The sequence below is a fragment of the Pseudomonas neuropathica genome, assembly GCF_051174785.1.
Taxonomy (GTDB): domain Bacteria; phylum Pseudomonadota; class Gammaproteobacteria; order Pseudomonadales; family Pseudomonadaceae; genus Aquipseudomonas; species Aquipseudomonas neuropathica_A.
Window position 1 is genome coordinate 3,516,942 of the sequence record NZ_CP195111.1, and the last position, 21,999, is coordinate 3,538,940.

Below are 21,999 nucleotides of genomic sequence, written 5' to 3' on the forward strand. Positions count from 1 at the left end.
AGCCAACTGCGCGCGAGTATGCGGTGCGGCGACGTAATCGTCACCGGTCCGGACCGCACAAACGTGACGGCCGCCCCATCAGGGCGGCCGTTTTGCTCACGCATCAGCTGTTGTTGTGGTCGACCTTGATGGTCGGATCGCTGCCGGCAATCAGGTTATGAATGTTGGCACTCGACCAGTTGTTGCCTTCCAGTTTGATCGTCACGTCCGGGGTTGCCGCAGCGGCGTCGCCCGAATTGAACTTGCCCGCCGAGCTGACTTGCAGCGACGACGTGCCGTCGACCGTGGTGATCTTCAGGAAGTTATCGATGGTGCTGCCGGTCTCGCCCTGCAACAAATCACGCAGGTCGATGCGGTCACCTTCGCTGGCCTTGAAGTCCTTGATCACGTCGTTGCCGGTGTCGCCCGCCTTCCAGACGAAGGTGTCGGCACCCGAACCACCAATGAGGATGTCGTTGCCCTGACCGCCGATCAGCGTGTCGTTGCCAGTGCCGCCGAGCAGGATGTCATTGCCTTTGCCGCCGTCGAGCCAGTCGTTGCCGCCCGAGCCGAAGAGGATGTCATTGCCCGCGCCACCCAACAGCGTGTCGTTACCGTCATGCGCGCCGGACACATCGAACGCCTGATAGTGCTCGGTGATGTACTGGTGCACGTTGCTGGTGGTGACTTTGCTGACGTCGACCCCGGTTTCCTTGGCAACGAACGCCTGCATCGCCTGATAACCCTCACCGGCAATGCCGTTGAAGCTCACCAGGTCGCCGAACAGGATGTCGTTGCCGTCGCCACCGCTGACGGTGTCGTTGCCCGGCATCGTCGCTTCGGTGTGGCCGATGATCGAGTTGGCCAGGTCCTTCGGATCGATGTTGGTCTGCGGCGTTTTGTCCGAGTCGTAAGGCTTCAGATCGTTGAGGCTGACATCGTTGTTCAGTCCGATAGCCTCGACGTTCGACAGACCGTTGAGCAAGGCAAAACCACTGGTCGAGTTGCTGGTCGTTGACGAGTTGGTGCTGTTACCAGTACCCGCCAGGTTCGACAGCTCATAGGTGCCGTCGCCCTGTGCGTGGATGGTGCCCAGATTAGAGCTGCTCCAGCCCCACCACGAATTGTAGGTTTGCAGGGTGACGGTGCCGGCGCTGTTGATCGTCAACGCGTGGGTATTGTCGATGTAGGTGCTGAAGGTGTCGCCCGGCTTGTAGTTGCTGGTTTTCACCACATCGTCGAGCTTCACGTTGCCGTACAGCGTCGGGTTGGTCTGCTCGCCGCTCTGGTAATAGGTCGGCTGGCCGTCGGTGATGAAGTACGTAAGGTTCTTCGCGCCGGTGTTGGCCACAGCGTCAGCGCTCTGGAACCAGTTGGCCGTGGTCTTGAACACGTCCTCGTAGTTGGTGCCGCCGCCGGACGCCATCGAGTCCAGTACCGCTTTGAGTTGCGTCAGCGCGTTCGGGTCATTGAGGTTCACCGACACCGACTTGTTGACCTGGGTATCGAAGTCGACGAGGAAAATATTCACCGTGCCGGAATTGCTGCCGCCCAAGCTCTGCTTGAGGCTGTTGAACACCGAGGTCAGGGAGTCTTTGGCCGCGTTGAGCGACGAACTGCTCATGCTACCGGAGCTGTCGACCATGAACGCGATGTTGTAGTTGGTGCCCGGCACCACGGTCAGGCCACCGATGTCGGCGACCATGATGTCGTTGCCATCGGTGCCGCTGAAGGTGTCGTCGCCCGAGGTCGCCACGACCGCGTTGTAGACGGCCGGCACCACGGTGACCGGAATGGTCGCGGTGCTGCTGGCCGAGCCGCCGACCATCTCGGTGGAGGTCGAGGTCACGGTCAGGTTGAACTGGCCGTTGTAGTACGGCGGTGGCGTTACGGTGATGCTGCCGAGGTTCCAGCCAGTGACGTTGGCGTCGCCGCTGCTGGCGGTGACGGTGAAGGTGTGACCCGCGCCATCGCTGAGCACCGAGCCGACCGGTGCGCCGCTGATCTTCACGCTCAGGGTTTCCGAGCCGTCGGTGTCAGTCAGTGCGGTGGTGATCGCCGACAGCTTCACGGTGGTGCCTTCGGCGCCGGTGTTGAGTTTGTAGCCGTCGTAATAGCCTTCGCCGTTAGTGCCGTGCAGATCGGAGACGGTCACGCCCGAGTTCACCAGATCCTGTACGCCGGTGTAGATCGGCACACCGGCGCTGCTCAGGTCGATCGGCGTGCTGCCGTTGACCGACAGGTTGACGTCGTAGCTGCCCGGGCCGCTCTGGTTGTGGTGGTAGATGTCCAGGGTGTAGTAGCCGCTGGTAGTCGGGGTGAACGAACCGTTGAGGTTGCCGCCCACGCCCCACGTGGTCGAGGCCACGTTCTTGCCACCGATGGTGACCAGCAGGCTGTCATCGCCGATACCGCTGAAGGTGTAGGTCTTGCCGGCTTCCAGATAGATCAGACCGGAGGTTTTCGACGCCGTACCGGCGGTCACGCTGCCGTCGGACTGTACGTTGTTCACGTTAGTGCTGGAGTTCGGGGTACCGGCGCCGTCGATAACGTTTTTCAACGTGGTCGAATCCGCGCCATTGCCGTTGGTGCCCAGGCCCGCCAGGCCGGTCCAGACTTCCTTGATCAGCCCGGTGGACTTCACGCTGTTGTCGGCGACGCTCACGGTCGGCGCATCCGCCACTGGCGTGATGTCGATCTTCACGGTGCCGGTATTGCCCAGCAGTTGGCCGTCGGTTGGCTGGAACTTGATCTGCGCGTAGTCAGCCTGGTTGTTGCCCAGACCTGTGCCGCCGTAACCGTTGACGCCCGACTCGTTGGCATCCGGCAGGAAGCGCAGCTTGCCCGCGTCGATGTCAGCCTTGCTGAAGGTCTGGTTGTTGGCGACGTCTTTCCAGGTCGAACCGTCCAGATACTGCAGTTTGCCTTCGCCCGGCAACTGGGTGATTTTGATGCCGAGGCTGCTGGCCGGGCTGTCGACGTCGGTCACACCGAAAGTCGACCAGCCGAGCACTAGCGGGGTGTCTTCGGTGCCGGTGACATTGCTCGGTGCAGCGACCGGTGCGTCGTTGACCGCCACCACGTTGACCGTTGTGGTCGCGGTGTTGGAGTAGTTGCCGCCATCGGTCACGGTCACGGTGATGATCCGCGGTACGGTGCTCGGGTTTTCGCTGCCGTTGGTGAAGCTGATGTTCTTGATGGCCTGCATGTAGTCGGCCAGTGTCGCGTTGCCCGACAGCGTCAGGGTCACGGTGCCGTTGGTGCTGTTGGCATTGATGGTGATGCCGTTGACGCTGTTGCCCAGGTTCAGCGCATCGCCGTCCTGACGGTTGGTCAGAACCACGGTGGCGCCGGTCAGCATGGTGCTGTCCGGGTCGGTAATCTTGATATCGGTATCGGCAATCGACACACCCGCGCCCGGGGTGTTTTCGGTGAAGGTCACCTTGTAGTCGGCACCGGTGGCGCCGCTGGAGTTGTTGGCATCCAGGTCGAGCACCGGCGGCGCATCGTTGTCGATGATCGAGGTGCTGACGCTGCCGTTGGTGCTGCTGACCGCGAGGTTTTCGAAGTTGCCGCCGGTGGCCGAATCGATCTTGACCACGAAGTTCTCGGTGCCTTCGGTGATCTTGTCATCGAGGGTGGCGACGTTGAACTGCGCGCTGCTCGCACCTGCCGGAATCTTCACGGTATAAACACCGGTGAAGTCGGAACCGTCGGCGGCGGTGCCGCTGTAGACGATTTTCAGGGTCACTTCGGTTTGCGCCGGGTGGTTCAGGCTGACCGTGTAGCTGGCGGTCTGGCCTTCGGTCACTGAGCTGCTGCCGGTGATGCTGACGGTGGTGGTGTCGATGGTGTCGGTGACGCTGGTCACGGCCGGAGCTGTGCTGGTCACCAGATTTTCGAAGCCGCCGCCGCTGGTGCCAGTGATGGTGGCCTGCACGGTGCCGGCGTCTTTGTAGACGTCGTCAGCCGGAGCCGGGACGGTCACGGTGCCGGTGGTTTTGCCAGCGTCGATGGTGATTACCGAGCCGTTGCTGAGGGTCACGGTCACTGGCGAGCCAGCGGCGTTGGTCAGGGTCGCGGTGTAAGTGATCTGGCCACCTTCAGCCACGGTGCCGGTCGCAGTCAGCGACAAGTTGGTGGTGTCGACGGTGTCGGTCACGGTGGTGCTGACCGGGGTTTTGTCGGCCACGAGGTTTTCGTAGTTGCCGCCCGTGACGTTGGTAATCGAGTTGGTCAGCGGCGCGTGACCGGTCAATGCGTCGTTAGGCGCGGTAGTGGTCGCGGTGCCGGTGGTCTGGCCGACACCGATGGTGATGGTCTGACCGTTGGCCAGGGTCACGACGACTGGCGAACCGGTTACCGGTGCGCCAACCGTGGCGGTGTAGACGACGTTGCCGCCTTCAGCCGTTGTACCGGTGGCGGTCAGTTTCACGGTGGTGGTGTCGATGGTGTCGGTAACGCTGGTCACGGCTGGCGTCGTGCTGGTGACCAGGTTTTCGAAGCTGCCACCGGTGGCGGTTTTGATCGTGGCCTGGACGTTACCGGCGTCTTTGTAGACGTCATCGGCTGGCGCTGGGACGGTCACGGTGCCGGTGGTCTTGCCGGCGTCGATGGTGATCACCGAGCCGTTGCTCAGGGTTACGGTGACTGGCGAGCCAGCGGCGTTGGTCAGGGTCGCGGTGTAAGTGATCTGGCCACCTTCGGCCACGGTGCCGGTCGCGGACAGCGACAGGTTGGTGGTGTCGACGGTGTCGGTCACAGTGGTGCTGACCGGAGTCTTGTCGGCGACCAGGTTCTCGTAGTTGCCGCCCGTGACGTTGGTGATCGAGTTGGTCAGCGGTGCATGACCAGTCACTGCGTCGTTTGGCGCCGTGGTGGTTACGGTGCCGGTGGTCTGGCCAACGCCGATGGTGATGGTCTGACCGTTCGACAGGGTGACCACGACTGGCGAGCCCGTCACCGGCGCGCCGACGGTCGCGGTGTAGACGACGTTGCCGCCCTCTGCCGCAGTGGCCGTTGCCGTCAGCTTCACGGTGGTGGTGTCGATGGTATCGGTGACGCTGGTGATGGCCGGCGTCGTGCTCGGTACCAGGTTTTCGAAGTTGCCACCGGTAGCGGTGCTGATCGTCGCCTGCACGGTGCCGGCGTCTTTGTAGACATCGTCGGCCGGTGCTGGAACGGTTACGGTGCCAGTGGTTTTGCCGGCGTCGATGGTGATCACGGCGCCGTTCGACAGGGTGACGGTCACTGGCGAGCCAGCGGCGTTGGTCAAGGTTGCGGTGTAAACGATCGAACCGCCCTCGGTTACGGAGCCGGTCGCGGACAGCGACAGATTGGTGGTGTCGACGGTGTCAGTGACGTTGGTCGAAACCGGTGTCTTGTCGGCTACGAGATTTTCGTAGTTGCCGCCAGTGACGTTGGTGATCGAGTTGGTCAGCTGCGCATGACCGGTCAACGCATCGTTCGGTGCGGTGGTGGTCGCGGTGCCGGTGGTCTGGCCGACGCCAATGGTGATGGTCTGACCGTTGGCCAGGGTCACGACAACCGGCGAACCGGTGACTGGCGCGCCGACAGTTGCGGTGTAGACAACGTTGCCGCCCTCGGCTGCAGTTGTGGTTGCAGTGAGTTTTACGGTGGTGGTGTCGATCGTGTCGGTGACGCTGGTCACGGCCGGAGTCGTGCTCGGCACGAGGTTTTCGAAGTTGCCACCGGTGGCGGTGCTGATCGTCGCCTGCACGGTACCGGCGTCTTTGTAGACGTCATCGGCTGGCGCTGGAACGGTCACGGTGCCGCTGGTTTTGCCGGCGTCGATGGTGATCACGGCGCCGTTCGACAGGGTTACGGTCACTGGCGAGCCAGCGGCGTTGGTCAGGGTCGCGGTGTAAACGATCGAGCCACCTTCAGCGACCGAATTGGTAGCGCTGAGCGACAGATTGGTGGTGTCGACGGTGTCGGTGACATTGGTCGATACCGGGGTCTTGTCGGCCACCAGGTTCTCGAAGTTGCCACCTGTTACGTCAGTGATCGCGTTGGTCAGCGGAGCGTGGCCAGTCAATGAGTCGTTTGGTGCCGTGGTGGTTGCGGTACCGGTGGTCTGGCCGACGCCGATGGTGATCGTCTGACCGTTTGCCAGGGTTACGACAACCGGCGAGCCGGTGACTGGCGCGCCGACAGTCGCGGTGTAGGTGACGTTGCCCCCCTCAGCTGTCGACTCTGTCGCTGTCAGTTTGACGGTGGTGGTGTCGATGGTGTCGGTGACGTTAGTCACGGCGGGCACTGTGCTTGGCACCAGATTCTCGAAGTTGCCACCGGTCGCGGTCGAAATGGTTGCTTCGACTTTGCCTGCATCTTTGTAAACGTCATCCGCCGGCGCAGCGACGGTGACGGTGCCAGTGGTTTTACCGGCATCGATGGTGATCACTGCGCCGTTCGACAGAGTCACGGTGACTGGCGAGCCAGCGGCGTTGGTCAAGGTTGCGGTGTAGATGATCGAGCCACCTTCAGCAACCGAACCCGTCGCGCTCAGCGACAGGTTGGTGGTGTCAACGGTATCGGTGACCGTGGTCGAAACCGGGGTCTTGTCGGCCACCAGGTTTTCGTAATTGCCGCCGGTAACGCCAGTGATCGAGTTGGTCAGTGGCGCCTGACCGGTCAGCGCATCGTTCGGCGCGGTGAAGGTCACGGTGCCGGTGGTTTTACCGACTTCGATGGTGATGTTCTGGCCGTTGGCCAAGGTCACGGTGACCGGCGAACCGGTTACTGTAGCGCCCACAGTGGCGGTGTAAGTAACGGTGCCACCTTCAGCCACGGAGGTATCGGCCGTCAGTTTGACGGTCGAGGTGTCGATGGTGTCGGTGACTTCGGTCACAGCCGGAACAGTGCTCGGCACCAGATTTTCGAAGTTGCCGCCCGTCGCCGTCGAGATCGTCGCTTCGACTTTGCCCGCGTCTTTGTAGACATCATCGGTTGGCGCTGGAACGGACACGGTGCCAGTGGTTTTGCCGGCTTCGATGGTAATCACCGCACCGTTCGACAGGGTCACGGTGACTGGCGAGCCAGCTGCATTGGTCAATGTCGCGGTGTAGATGATCGAGCCGCCCTCAGCCACAGAACCGGTCGCGCTGAGCGACAGGTTGGTGGTGTCGACGGTGTCGGTCACGGTGGTGCTGACCGGTGTCTTGTCGGCCACGAGGTTTTCGTAGTTGCCGCCAGTGACACCGGTGATCGAGTTGGTGATCGGCGCGTGGCCGGTCAGCGCATCATTCGGTGCGGTGAAGGTTACGGTGCCAGTGGTTTTGCCGACTTCGATGGTGATGTTCTGACCGTTGGCCAGCGTCACGACGACAGGCGAGCCGGTCACTGGCGCACCGACTGTAGCGGTGTAGGTGACGGTGCCACCTTCAGCGGCGGTCTCGGTCGCCGTCAGTTTCACGGTCGAGGTGTCGATGGTGTCAGTCACTTCGGTGACGGCTGGAACAGTGCTCGGCACCAGGTTTTCGAAGTTGCCACCGGTAGCGGTGGAGATCGTCGCTTCGACTTTGCCAGCGTCTTTGTAGACGTCATCGGCCGGAGCTGGAACGGTGACTGTGCCGGAAGTCTTGCCCGCTTCGATGGTGATCACGGCGCCGTTCGACAGGGTCACGGTGACTGGCGAGCCAGCCGCGTTGGTCAGCGTTGCGGTGTAGATGATCGAACCACCTTCCGCAACGGTGCCGGTTGCAGTCAGCGACAGGTTAGTGGTGTCGACAGTGTCGGTGACACTGGTCGAAACCGGGGTCTTGTCCGCCACCAGATTTTCGAAGTTGCCGCCGCTCACCTCGGTGATCGCATTGGTGATCGGCGCGTGGCCGGTCAGTGCGTCATTCGGCGTGGTGGTGGTCGCGGTGCCGGTGGTCTGGCCAACACCAATGGTGATGGTCTGACCGTTAGCCAGGGTCACGACCACAGGCGAACCAGTGACTGGCGCGCCAACGGTCGCGGTGTAAGTCACGCTGCCGCCCTCAGCCGCCGACTCGGTCGCGGTGAGTTTGACGGTGGTGGTGTCGATGGTGTCGGTGACGTTGGTCACGGCTGGCACGGTGCTTGGCACCAGGTTCTCGAAGTTACCGCCCGTTGCATCCTTGATCGTCACTTCGACCTTGCCGGCGTCTTTGTAGACGTCATCGGCAGGCGCTGGAACGGTTACGGTGCCGGTGGTTTTGCCGGCTTCGATAGTGATCACCGAACCGTTCGACAGGGTCACGGTCACCGGGGTACCGGCCGGGTTGGTCAGCGTCGCGGTGTAGACGATCGAACCGCCTTCAGCCACCGAATCGGTTGCGGTCAGGTTCAGGTTGGTGGTGTCGGTGGTGTCCGAAACCGCGGTGTCGGCGGATTTGCCGTCGACCGCGAGTTTTTCGTAATTGCCGCCGGTGGCGCCATCGATGGTCACGCTCAGCGAACTGCCGCCAGCCAGTGGGCTGTTTGGTGCAACGAAGTTAACGCTGCCGCTGGTTTCACCGACGGCGATGGTGATGGTCTGGCCGTTCGACAGGTTCACGACCACCGGCGAGCCGGTCACTGGCGCGGTCACGGTCGCGGTGTACACCACGGTTTCGCCTTCGGCGACGTTCGCCGTGGCAGTCAGCGACACGGTGGAGGTGTCGATGGTGTCATTGACGGTGGTGACGGCCGGGGCAGTGCTGGTGACCAGGTTTTCGAAGTCGCCACCGGTTGCGCCTTTGATGGTCGCTTCAACGGTGCCGGCGTCTTTGTAGACGTCATCTTTCGGCGCGTCGACCGTGACGGTGCCGGTGGTTTTGCCGGCGTCGATGGTGATCACGGCACCGTTCGACAGAGTCACGGTGACCGGCGAACCAGCGGCGTTGGTCAGGGTCGCGGTGTAGGTGATCTGAGCGCCTTCATTGACCGAACCGGTGGCGGTCAGCGACAGGTTGGTGGTGTCGACAGTGTCGGTGACGGTGGTGCTGACCGGGGTTTTGTCGGCCACGAGGTTTTCGTAATTGCCGCCGGAAACTCCAGTGATCGAGTTGGTCAGCGGCGCATGGCCGGTCAGCGCATCGTTCGGCGCGGTGGTAGTGACGGTGCCGGTGGTTTGACCCACTTCGATGGTGATGTTCTGACCGTTGGCCAGGGTCACCACGACAGGCGAGCCGGTGACTGGCGCGCCGACGGTTGCGGTGTAAGTGACGGTGCCGCCTTCAGCCACGGAGGCGTCGGCCGTTAGTTTCACGGTCGAGGTGTCGATGGTGTCGGTCACTTCGGTAACTGCAGGCGTGGTGCTCGGAACCATGTTCTCGAAGTTGCCGCCGGTAGCATCCTTGATGGTCACTTCGACTTTGCCGGCGTCTTTATAGACGTCATCGGCTGGAGCAGCGACGGTCACGGTACCCGTGGTTTTGCCGGCTTCGATGGTGATCACCGAACCGTTGCTCAACGTCACGGTCACTGGCGTGCCAGCCGGGTTGGTCAGGGTTGCGGTGTAAACGATCGAGCCGCCTTCCGCCACGGTGTCGGTCGCGCTGAGCGACAGGTTGGTGGTGTCGACAGTGTCAGTAACGGTGGTTGAAACCGGGGTCTTGTCGGCCACCAGATTCTCGTAGTTACCGCCGCTCACATCAGTGATCGCATTGGTCAGCGGGGTGTGGCCGTTCAACGCATCGTTCGGCGCGGTGGTGGTCACGGTGCCGATGGTTTTGCCGACTTCGATGGTGATGTTCTGGCCGTTCGCCAGGGTCACGACGACCGGCGAACCGGTCACTGGCGCGCCGACAGTGGCGGTGTAGGTGACGGTGCCACCTTCAGCCGCAGTCTCGGTCGCAGTCAGTTTGACGGTCGAGGTATCGATGGTATCAGTGACTTCGGTCACGGCCGGAACAGTGCTTGGCACCAGGTTCTCGAAGTTGCCGCCTGTTGCATCCTTGATGGTGACTTCGACTTTGCCGGCGTCCTTGTAGACGTCATCGGCAGGCGCTGCGACGGTCACGGTACCGGTAGTTTTACCGGCATCGATGGTGATCACCGAGCCGTTCGACAGGGTCACAGTCACCGGCGAGCCAGCCGGGTTGGTCAGCGTCGCGGTGTAGATGATCGAACCGCCCTCGGCGACCGAGTTGGTGGCGCTGAGCGACAGGTCAGTGGTGTCGACGGTGTCAGTGACCGTGGTCGAAACCGGAGTCTTGTCGGCCACAAGGTTTTCGTAGTTGCCGCCGGACACGTTGGTGATCGAGTTGCCCAGCGACGCCTGACCGTTCAATGCGTCATTCGGCGCGGTGGTGGTCACGGTGCCTGTGGTCTTGCCAACTTCAATGGTGATGCTTTGGCCGTTGGCCAAGGTCACGACGACAGGCGAACCGGTGACCGGCGCGCCGACTGTGGCGGTGTAAGTAACAGTGCCGCCCTCAGCCACAGTGGTGTCGGCCGTCAGTTTCACGGTCGAGGTGTCGATGGTGTCAGTCACATCGGTAACGGCTGGCGTGGTGCTTGGCACCAGGTTCTCGAAGTTGCCGCCTGTTGCATCCTTGATGGTGACTTCGACTTTGCCGGCGTCCTTGTAGACGTCATCGGCAGGCGCTGCGACGGTCACGGTACCGGTAGTTTTACCGGCATCGATGGTGATCACCGAGCCGTTGCTCAATGTCACGGTGACTGGCGTGCCAGCCGGGTTGGTCAGGGTTGCGGTGTAAACAATCGAACCACCTTCAGCCACCGTGCCGGTCGCGCTCAGCGACAGGTTGGTGGTGTCGACGGTGTCGGTTACCGAGGTCACGGCCGGAGTTTTGTCGGCCACAAGGTTTTCGTAATTGCCGCCGTTGGCGCCGTCGATTTTCACGCTCAGTGTGTTGCCGCCGGCCAGTGCATCGTTCGGTGCGGTGAAGTTGACGCTGCCGCTGCTGGCGCCCACCGGGATGGTGATGGTCTGGCCGTTGGACAGGGTCACCACAACTGGCGAACCAGTCACAGGCGCGGTCACGGACGCGGTGTAAACCACCACGCCGCCTTCAACGGTGCTGGCGGTGGCGGTCAGCGAAACAGTGCTGTTATCGATGGTGTCGGTCACGTCGGTGACCGCCGGGGTCTTGTCGACCACCAGGTTCTCGAAGTTGCCGCCGGTGGTTTTGGTGATGCTCGCGTCGACTTTGCCGGCGTCTTTGTAGACGTCATCGGCCGGTGCTGGGACGGTCACGGTGCCGGTGGTCTTGCCGGCGTCGATGGTGATGGTCGAACCGTTGCTCAGGGTCACGGTCACTGGCGTGCCGGCCGGGTTGGTCAGCGTCGCGGTGTAGACGATCGAACCGCCTTCGTTGACGTTGCCGGTGGCGGTCAGCGAAACGGTGGTGGTGTCGACGGTGTCGGTCACGGTGGTGCTGACCGGGGTTTTGTCGGCGACCAGGTTTTCGTAGTTACCGCCGCTGACGTTGGTGATTGCATTGGTCAGCGGGGCATGGCCGGCCAATACATCGTTCGGTGCGGTGGTGGTCACGGTGCCGGTGGTTTTGCCGACTTCGATGGTGATGTTCTGGCCGTTGGCCAATGTCACGATCACAGGCGAACCGGTCACTGGCGCGCCAACAGTGGCGGTGTAGGTGACGGTGCCGCCTTCAGCTGCAGTCTCGGTGGCCGTCAGTTTCACCGTCGAAGTATCGATGGTGTCGGTCACATCGGTTACGGCCGGGACGGTGCTCGTCACCAAGTTCTCGAAGTTGCCGCCGGTGGCGTCCTTGATGGTCACTTCTACTTTGCCGGCGTCTTTGTAGACGTCATCGGCAGGAGCGGCAACGGTCACGGTGCCGGTGGTCTTGCCCGCTTCGATGGTGATCACCGAACCGTTCGACAGGGTCACGGTTACCGGGGTGCCAGCCGGGTTGGTCAGGGTCGCGGTGTAAACGATCGAGCCGCCTTCCGCCACAGTGCCGGTGGCGCTGAGCGTCAGGTTGGTGGTGTCGGTGGTGTCAGTCAAGGTGGTGCTGACTGGCGTCTTGTCGGCTACGAGGTTTTCGTAGTTGCCGCCGCTGATGTTGGTGATTGAGTTGGTCAGCGGCGCGTGGCCGTTCAGCGCATCGTTCGGTGCGGTGGTGGTTACGGTGCCGGTGGTTTTGCCGACTTCGATGGTGATGTTCTGGCCATTGGCCAAAGTCACGACAACAGGCGAACCGGTGACCGGCGCACCCACGGTAGCGGTGTAGGTGACGGTGCCACCTTCAGCAGCAGTCTCGGTGGCGGTCAATTTGACCGTCGAGGTATCGATGGTGTCAGTGACGTCGGTGACGGCTGGAACGGTGCTTGGTACCAGGTTCTCGAAGTTGCCGCCAGTGGCGTCCTTGATGGTGACTTCGACTTTGCCGGCGTCTTTGTAAACGTCATCGGCAGGCGCCGCAACGGTCACGGTGCCAGTGGTTTTACCCGCTTCGATGGTGATCACCGAACCGTTCGACAGGGTCACGGTGACTGGCGAGCCAGCGGCGTTGGTCAGGGTCGCGGTGTACGTGATCTGGCCGCCTTCGGCCACGGTCCCTGTCGCGCTCAGCGTCAGGTCGGTGGTGTCAGTGGTGTCAGTCACGGTGGTGCTGACCGGGGTTTTGTCGGCGACGAGGTCTTCGTAATTGCCGCCGCTCACGCCCGTGATCGCGTTGGTGATCGGCGCGTGTCCGTTCAGCACGTCATTCGGTGCCGTAGTGGTCACGGTGCCGGTGGTTTTGCCGACTTCGATGGTGATGTTCTGACCATTGGCCAGGGTCACGACCACAGGCGAACCTGTCACCGGTTCGCCGACAGTGGCGGTGTAAGTAACGGTGCCGCCTTCAGCGACCGAGGTGTCAGCCGTCAGTTTCACGGTCGAGGTGTCGATGGTGTCCGTGACTTCGGTCACGGCTGGCGTGGTGCTCGGCACCAGATTCTCGAAATTGCCGCCGGACGCATCCTTGATGGTCACTTCGACTTTGCCGGCGTCCTTATAGACGTCATCGGTTGGCGCTGGCACGGTCACGGTGCCTGTAGTTTTACCCGCTTCAATGGTGATCACCGAGCCGTTGCTCAGGGTCACAGTGACGGGCGAACCTGCTGCGTTGGTCAGGGTGGCGGTGTAAACAATCGAACCGCCCTCAGCCACGGAACCGGTGGCGCTGAGCGACAGGTTGGTGGTGTCGGCGACGTCTGTGACGTTGGTAGAAACCGGGGTTTTGTCGGCGACCAGATTTTCGTAATTGCCACCGCTGACATTGGTAATCGAGTTGCTCAGCGGCGCGTTGCCGGCCAGCGCGTCGTTCGGCGCGGTGGTGGTGACGGTGCCAGTGGTTTGGCCGACGGCGATGGTGATGTTTTGGCCGTTAGCCAAAGTCACGACAACCGGCGAACCGGTGACCGGCGCACCGACGGTGGCGGTGTAAGTGACGGTGCCACCTTCAGCAACCGAGGTATCAGCCGTCAGTTTCACGGTCGAGGTGTCGATGGTGTCGGTCACTTCGGTCACGGCCGGGACAGTGCTCGGCACCAGATTCTCGAAGTTGCCGCCAGTCGCATCCTTGATGGTGACTTCGACTTTGCCTGAGTCTTTATAGACATCATCGGCCGGCGCCGGAACGGTCACGGTGCCAGTGGTTTTGCCCGCCTCGATGGTGATCACCGAGCCGTTGCTCAGGGTCACGGTCACCGGTGTGCCAGCCGGGTTGGTCAGGGTCGCGGTGTAAACGATCGAACCCCCTTCAGCCACGGTGCCGGTGGCTGTCAGCGACAGGTTGGTGTCGTCGATCGAGTCGGTAATGGTGGTGGTCGCTGGCGTCGTGTTCGGCACCAGATTTTCGAAGTTGCCGCCGCTAGCACCGGTAATCGTGGTGCTGACGGTGCTGCCATTGTTGTAAACGTCGTTGGCCGCAGTCGGCACGTTGACCGAGCCCGTGGTCTTGCCAGCGTCAATGGTGATGGTCGAGCCGTTCGACAGGGTGATTGTCACCGGGGTTTGCGCGGCGTTGGTCAGCGTCGCGGTGTAGGTGATCTGGCCGCCCTCGACGATCGTACCGGTGGCGGTGAGGCTGACGCTGGTAGTGTCGATCGAATCGGTAATCGTGGTGGTGGCTGGTGTGGTGTTTGGCACCAGGCTTTCAAAGTTGCCGCCGGAAGCGCCGGTAATGGTGGTGCTGACGGTGCCGCCATTGTTGTAGACGTCATTGGCCGCGGTCGGCACGTTGACGGTGCCGGTGGTCTGGCCGGCTTCAATGGTAATGGTCGAACCGTTCGACAGGGTGACGGTCACCGGGGTTTGCGCCGGGTTGGTCAGGGTCGCGGTGTAGGTGATCTGGCCACCCTCGACCACTGTGCCGGTGGCGGTCAGGGTCAGATTGGTGGTGTCGATCGAATCGGTGATGGTGGTCACCGCTGGCGTCGGGTTCGGCACCAGGTTTTCGAAGTTGCCGCCGCTGGCACCGGTGATGGTGGTGGTGACAGTGCTGCCGTTGTTATAGACGTCGTTGGCCGGGGTCGGCACGTTTACAGTGCCGGTGGTCTGGCCGGCGCCGATGGTGATCGTCGAGCCATTCGACAGGGTGACGGTCACCGGGGTTTGCGCCGGGTTGGTCAGCGTCGCGGTGTAGGTGATCTGGCCGCCTTCGGTGACACTCGGCCCCGCCGTCAGGGTGACGGTGGTGGTGTCGATCGTGTCGGTGACCTGGGTCGTGGCCGGGTTGGTCGGCGTCGTCACGGTGATGCCGTTGCCGCCGGTGGTGCCGGTGACGGTCACGTCGATCTGGGTCGGGTCGTTATAGACGGTGTCGTTCGGCGCCAGCGGCACGTTGACCGTACCGCTGGTTGCACCTGCCGGAATCACAATCACCGCGCCGTTGGACAGAGTGATGGTCAGGTCGGTCAATGGCGCTTGGGTCAGGGTCGCGGTGTACACCAGCACGCCGCCGGCTTCGGTGATGGACGGCGTGGCGCTGAGGCTCAGGGTCGAATCACGCAGGGCGTTGGTGGTGGTATCGGTGGTCTGGCCGCCGGTGATGTTCTGCGCAGCTTGACCGGCAGCGTTGATGCCGGCGGTCGGGAAGCCAATGGTCGGGTCAACGCGGCCAGCGGTGGCGTCGAGCATGACGAAGCTGTGACCGCCACCAGCAGCACCGCCCGTGCCTGCGGCGCTCGGGCCGGCAGCGGTGGCATCAAGGGCGGTGGTCGGGTCGACGCCGGCGGCGATGGCTTGCTGCAGTTCGGCTACCGACGGCGCAGCCTGCGCGGTGGCCTCGGCCAGGTCAGTGCTGGAGTCGGGCGCGTTGGCGCTCCACTGGGTTTCTCGGCCCAGATCCAGCGTGCGGCCATCAGCCAATTCCAGCGACACGGCGCCGGAGAGGCCGGTGTCGATCTGGTCACCCACGAACAGGCGATCGCCTTCAACGAGTACGCGACGTACACCCTCGGGGGAGACTACAAATACCTGACCGACAATGCTTTTGACGATGGCAACAACACTGCTCATTGAAGACTCTCCGGGGTGTCACGTTCAGTTGACTTCCATAGACCTGATGGCTTTTGGCGCCGACTCAGTCTGGACGTACTTTTAAAATTTGCGAATCAAGTTTGACGCAGCTAATCGTCAATAATTTGGCTAGATTCTTTCGCTATTAACTTTATGCCAAACTATTGACCTTCTGGGTGCCATCCTAAACAATCGCCCCACTAATGTCACATTGATATTTCCGCGGCGACCTGTCCTTCAGCGTGTGATCCAGTTCCTGTTTTGAACTTTCCGACATACGGTCAATCTGGTTGCCATCATCCGACGCAGCGCCACGTTTTGCTGTGATTCAAGACAAGAAGTTCTGGGAAATTCCTACCATGCGTTCGCCCCTGCTTTTCGCCGTACCCTTCGCTCTCGCCGCCTCTTTTGTACAAGCACAATCCTTACCAGAAGCCATGCAGCAGGCACTGGATGTCCATCCGGAGATTCAGGCAGGGGTCAACAGTCGTTTGGCGGCGGATTATCAATTAAGAGCGGCGAAAGGTGGATACCTGCCGAAGGTCGATCTGCTCGGCGGTTATGGTCGTGAGGGCACCGACAGCGTCACCACCCGTGCCAATTCCGGTAACCACTACGAAACCCTGAACCGCAGCGAGTCAAGTTTACGTCTCTCGCAAATGGTTTTTGACGGTTTTGCGACGTCCAGCGAAGTCGGGCGTCAACAAGCCACCGTTAACTCTCGCGCTTACTCCTTGCTGGGCACTTCCGAGCGCACCGCGCTGACCGTCGCCCAAGTCTATCTGGACGTGCTGACCCGCCGCGAATTCGTGCGTCTGGCCGAAGAAAATCTCAAGAGCCACCAGCGCATCTACGACCAGATTCAGTTGCGCACCCAACGCGGCGTCGGCAGCGGTGCCGACCTCGATCAGGCTGAAGCGCGAATGGCCCAGGCCCGCAACAACCTGATCACCGAGCAGACCAACCTCGCTGACTCGGAAACCAATTTCCTCAGCGCCGTCGGCCAGATGCCCGATCAACTCGAGCGTCCGGCGCCGTTCATGGCGATGATGCCGGCCAACCTCAATGAAGCGCGCCAGCAGATGCTGGAAAACAGCCCGATCCTGCGTTCGGCCGAGTCCGACATCGCCGCCGCCGAGAAGCAATACGAAACCGCCAAGTCGACCTTCTACCCACGTTTCGACGCCGAACTGGGCCGCACTGCCGACAACGATCTCGACGGCCAGAACGGCCACAACAACGAATGGCAGGCGATGTTGCGCATGCGCTTCAACCTCTATTCCGGTGGCAGCAACAAGGCCGATCTGGAATCCAAGTCGTACCTGTCGAACCAGGCGCTGGACATCCGCAACAACGCTTTGCGTCAGTTGAACGAAGAGCTCGGTCTGGCCTGGAACGCTCTAAACAACGCTAACGCGCAGGTGCCGATCGCGCAGCAATACGTCGATCACAGCACCTCGGTGCGCACTGCCTACCAGCGTCAGTTCAGTCTCGGCGAGCGCACCCTGCTCGATTTGCTCGACAGCGAAAACGAGTTGTTCACCGCTTCGCGGCGTCTGGCTGAAATCAAAAACATTCAGTTATTTACTCAGTACCGAATCAAGGCGACCATGGGCGAGTTGCTCAGAAGCCAAGGAGTGGTCGCACCGTTGGCATCCGTTGTGCAAAACGACGTGAAGCCCAAGGTCCAGCTGCCTGGGATGAATTGAGTTATCCCTTTTCAACTGTCAAAGAGTGTCGAGCGTGGAATCAGAAGTCAGTCGAGTTCAACTCAGTCATGATCCACGCGCGTTGCACGACGATCCTTTACTGGACGGTCTGCTCGCCCTTTGCATGCTGCACCAGAAGCCCGCCAGCGCGGCAATGCTGACCACCGGCCTGCCGCTGCCCAAACAACGCCTGAGTGTTGAGTTGCTGCCCCGCGCGGCGGCTCGCGCCGGCCTGCAAGGTCGGGTGCTACAGCGCAAACTGGAAGAAATTCCGGCGATCGCCATGCCGGCGTTGTTGCTGCTCAAGGATGGTCGCAGCGCCGTCCTGCTCGGCTGGCAAGGAGATAACGAAGCGCGGGTGCTGCTCAGCGAGAGCGATGGCGGCGAGTCCATTGTCAGCCGCGAATTGCTCGCTGACGATTACACCGGCAAAGTCTTCTTCGCCCAGCCGCAACACAAATTCGACGTCAACCACGGCACGCTGATTCCGCGTGCGCGCTCGTGGTTCCGCGACACCCTCAAGCGTTCGCGCTGGCTGTATGCCGATGCGATCGCCGCGAGTTTCCTGATCAACATCATCGCCATGGCCGCGCCGCTGTTCGTGATGAACGTCTACGATCGCGTGGTGCCGAACCAGGCCGAAGCCACCCTGTGGGTGCTGGCGCTGGGTATCACCGGCGCCTACATTTTCGACCTGATCCTCAAGAGCCTGCGTAGTTTGTGCCTGGATCTGGCCGGGAAGAAAACCGACCTGATCATCTCCGCGACGCTGTTCGAACGCATCGTCGGCATGGCGATGAAATACCGCCCGGCTCGGGTTGGCAGCTTTGCGCAGAACATCCATGAGTTTCAGAGCCTACGCGACTTCCTCGCCTCGCTGACCCTGACCAGCCTGATCGATCTGCCATTTACCATCCTGATCTTTATTGTCATCGCCATTCTCGGCGGGCATCTGGTGTGGATTCCTGTGTTGGCGTTCCCGATTGCCCTGTTGATCGGCTATGCCTTGCAGAAGCCGCTGGTGGCGACAATGGAGCGCACCATGGCCCTCGGTGCCGAACGCCAGTCGAGCCTGATCGAAACCCTCGCCGGCCTCGACGCGGTGAAGGTCAACAACGCCGAAAGCGAACGCCAATACCAGTGGGAACAGACCATCGGCACCCTCAGCCGCCTTGAGCTGCGGGTGAAAATGCTCTCCGGCCTGGCGATGAACATCACCCTGCTGATCCAGCAACTGGCCGGGGTGATCATGATCGTCTTCGGCGTCTACCAGATCATCGCCGGCAACCTGAGCATGGGCGGTCTGATTGCCTGCTACATGCTCAGCGGCCGCGCCCTCAGCCCATTGGCCTCGCTGTCGGGTCTGTTGACCCGTTATCAGCAGGCGCGGGTGACCATGACCTCGGTCGACCAGATGATGGAGTTGCCGCAAGAGCGCAACTTTGAAGAACGCCCGCTGAGCCGCAAGGTTCTGCAAGGTGCGATCGAGTGCCGCCAGCTCAGCTTTACCTACCCGGAACAACAGAACCCGGCGCTGAAGAACATCAACCTGGTGATCCGTCCCGGCGAGAAGATCGGCATCATCGGCCGCAGCGGCTCGGGCAAGAGTTCGCTGGCGAAACTGCTGGTCGGCCTGTATCAGCCGGACGACGGTGCGTTGCTGGTCGACGGTGTGGATATCCGCCAGATCGACGTCAGCGAACTGCGCTACAACATCGGCTACGTGCCGCAAGACATTCAACTGCTGGCCGGCACCCTGCGTGACAACCTCGTCTCCGGCGCGCGTTATGTCGAAGACGAACTGGTCCTGCAGGCGGCCGAACTGGCCGGCGTCCACGAATTTGCGCGTCTGCACCCGCAAGGTTACGAGCTGCAAGTCGGCGAGCGCGGGCAGAACCTCTCCGGTGGCCAACGGCAGAACGTCGCACTGGCCCGGGCGCTGTTGCTCAATCCGCCGATCCTGTTGATGGACGAGCCAACCAGTGCGATGGACAACACCGGTGAAGAACGCCTCAAGCAACGCCTCGCCGCAGTGATTGAAAACAAGACCGTGGTGCTGGTGACGCACCGGGCGTCGCTGCTTTCGCTGGTGGATCGCCTGCTGGTGGTCGACCGTGGGCAGATTCTCGCCGATGGCCCGAAAGCCGCCGTGATGGAAGCGTTGAAGAAGGGGCAGATCAGTGTTGCTTAAGTCGGGTTTCAAGGATTCGATCCGTCGCTACTTCAAAGGCTCGGCATCGCTGCAGGGCCAGCCGCTGCCGGAGGTCAACAAAGCGCTGATCGAAGATGCCCCGCGCGTCGTGCGCCTGACCATCTGGGCGATCATCGGCTTCTTCGTGTTTCTGCTGCTGTGGGCCAACTTCGCCGTCATCGACGAGGTGACCAAGGGCGACGGCAAGGCGATTCCGTCGTCGAAGATCCAGAAAATCCAGAACCTTGAGGGCGGGATCATCTCCGAACTGTTCGTCAAGGAAGGCCAGATTGTCGAAGCCGGTGCACCGCTGATTCGCCTCGACGACACGCGATTTGCTTCCAACGTCGGCGAAACCGAAGCTGATCGCCTGTCGATGTTGCTGCGTGTCGAGCGCCTGAGCGCCGAGGTCGATGACCGTCCGCTGAATTTCCCCGAGGACGTGCTCAAAGCCGTGCCCGGTCAGGCCAAGAGTGAAGAGTCGCTGTACATCAGCCGCCGTCAGCAGCTGCACGACGAAATTGGTGGTTTGCAGGAGCAGTTGATCCAGCGTCAGCAAGAGCTGCGCGAATTCGCCTCCAAGCAAGCGCAGTATCGTCAGCAGCTCGGCTTGCAGCGCCAGGAAATCAACATGTCCGAGCCGCTGGTGGCGCAGGGCGCGGTGTCCCCGGTGGAGGTCTTGCGTCTGAAGCGTGCCGAGGTGGAAACCCGTGGTCAGCTGGATGCAACGACGCTGGCGATTCCCCGTGCCGAATCGGCGATCAAGGAAGTGCAGCGCAAGATCGACGAAACCCGCGGCAAATTCCGCAGCGAAGCGCTGACCCAACTCAATGAAGCACGCACCGACCTGAACAAGGCCAGCGCGACCGGCAAGGCGCTGGAAGACCGCGTCAGCCGCACGCTGGTGACATCGCCGGTACGCGGCATCGTCAACAAGTTGCTGGTCAACACCATCGGCGGGGTGATCCAGCCGGGCAGCGACATGGTCGAAATCGTCCCGCTGGATGACACCTTGCTGGTCGAAGCGAAGATCCGTCCGCAGGACATTGCGTTCCTGCATCCGGGTCAGGAGGCGATCGTCAAATTCACTGCCTACGACTACACCATTTACGGTGGGTTGAAGGCCAAGCTTGAGCAGATCGGTGCCGACACCATCACCGACGAAGACAAGAAAACCACGTACTACATCATCAAGGTGCGCACTGAGCGTAGCCACTTGGGCACCGATGAAAAGCCGTTGCTGATCATCCCGGGGATGGTTGCTTCGGTGGACATTATTACCGGCAAGAAATCGGTGTTGAGCTATCTGCTCAAACCGATCATTCGTGCGCGGGCCGAGGCGTTGCACGAGCGCTAGATCTTCAGCGCTGCCACCGGCCTCTTCGTCGGATCGCCGCCCGGAGCAAGCTCGCTCCCACAGTGTTTTGTGTTGAACGCGTAATCGTGTTCCAGCCCAGATCTCTGTGGGAGCGAGCTTGCTCGCGAAGGCGTCAGTCGGACGCTGCATCTGTCAGTAAGTGACAAAAACCGTCACTCACCATCCAGTCCATTCCTCACCAATCGCCATATCGTTATTCATTAACGGTATTTAATTTCCAATTCTTATAGCTATAAAGTCATCCCCCTGCGTACCTGCCGACCAATCGGCGCGCCGCACGACCTGAACCAACACGCAATCCAGCGTGAGTGTCTGATCGACGAGCGCGCCCGTGAGCGTGCCGTGCGTGGGAGATGAAAAGATGTCCGCAGCTACTGCTTCCCCAAGCGCCGCGATAGCCGCGCCGCAATCCTTTGAGATCCGCCCGTTCAGCGGTGCCGTCGGCGCCGAAATCATCGGCCTCGACCTCACTCGACCGATCAATGATCAAGATTTCACGCGCATCCATCGCGCGCACCTGGATCACCACGTTGTGGTGTTCCGCGACCAGCAAATCACTGCGCAGCAACAGATCGATTTCAGCCGCCGTTTCGGCGTGTTGCAGATTCATGTGCTCAAACAGTTCTTGCTGCCCAACCACCCGGAAATCCTCATCGTTTCCAACATCATCGAAAACGGCCAGAACATCGGTCTCGGCGATGCCGGCAAGTTCTGGCACTCCGACCTCTCCTATAAAGAGCTGCCGAGCCTCGGGTCGATGCTCCACGCACAAGAATTGCCAGAGGAGGGCGGCGACACCCTGTTCGCCGACATGCACAAGGCCTGGGACAACCTGCCAGAAGCGTTGCGCAAAGCGGTCGAAGGTCGCAGCGCTGCGCATTCCTACACGGCGCGCTACAGCGAAACCAAATTCGAAGGCAACTGGCGCCCGACCCTGACCCCGGAGCAACTGGCTCAGGTCGCGGAAGTGGTGCACCCGGTGGTGCGTACGCACCCGGAAAACGGCCGCAAGGCGCTGTTCGTCAGCGAAGGCTTCACCACACGCATCGTCGGCCTGCCCGACGATGAGAGCCAGCAACTGCTGAGCGAGCTCTACGCCCACAGCGTGCTGCCGCAGAACATCTACCGCCATCAGTGGCAGCCCCACGATCTGGTGTTCTGGGACAACCGTTCGCTGATCCATCTCGCCGCCGGCTGCCCGGCGCACCTGCGCCGCAAGCTGTATCGCACGACCATTCAGGGCGATGCGCCTTTCTGATTCGCCGGAGATTGATCAAAT

5 protein-coding genes are annotated in these 21,999 nt (G+C 61.5%); 4 read left to right on the top strand and 1 reads right to left on the bottom strand.

The window, feature by feature from the left end; genetic code table 11:
- Nucleotides 1-103: 103 nt before the first annotated feature.
- Entirely contained in the window at nt 104-15,442 is a 15,339-nt protein-coding gene (locus ACRRSD_RS16090) for a LapA family giant adhesin (protein WP_435034261.1), read from the bottom strand.
- Between the two features lie 359 nt (nt 15,443-15,801).
- On the opposite strand from ACRRSD_RS16090, the gene ACRRSD_RS16095 reads away from it, so the two are divergent.
- The 4 genes from ACRRSD_RS16095 (at nt 15,802) to ACRRSD_RS16110 (ending at nt 21,978) form a co-directional block, all read left to right on the top strand.
- Complete coding sequence (locus ACRRSD_RS16095; protein ID WP_007918308.1) at nt 15,802-17,151, top strand: TolC family outer membrane protein; 1,350 nt, start codon at nt 15,802-15,804, stop codon at nt 17,149-17,151.
- A 34-nt stretch (nt 17,152-17,185) separates the two neighbouring features.
- Nucleotides 17,186-19,342, top strand: coding sequence for a type I secretion system permease/ATPase (locus ACRRSD_RS16100; protein WP_435034262.1), 2,157 nt, complete (start codon nt 17,186-17,188; stop codon nt 19,340-19,342).
- The gene (locus ACRRSD_RS16105; RefSeq protein ID WP_077570056.1) at nt 19,332-20,699 is read left to right on the top strand and encodes an HlyD family type I secretion periplasmic adaptor subunit; all 1,368 of its coding nucleotides are present in this window, start codon (nt 19,332-19,334) and stop codon (nt 20,697-20,699) included. The genes ACRRSD_RS16100 and ACRRSD_RS16105 overlap by 11 nt, the downstream gene beginning before the upstream one ends.
- A gap of 382 nt (nt 20,700-21,081) precedes the next feature.
- Complete coding sequence (locus tag ACRRSD_RS16110) at nt 21,082-21,978, top strand: TauD/TfdA dioxygenase family protein (RefSeq protein ID WP_435034263.1); 897 nt, start codon at nt 21,082-21,084, stop codon at nt 21,976-21,978.
- Nucleotides 21,979-21,999: the final 21 nt, after the last annotated feature.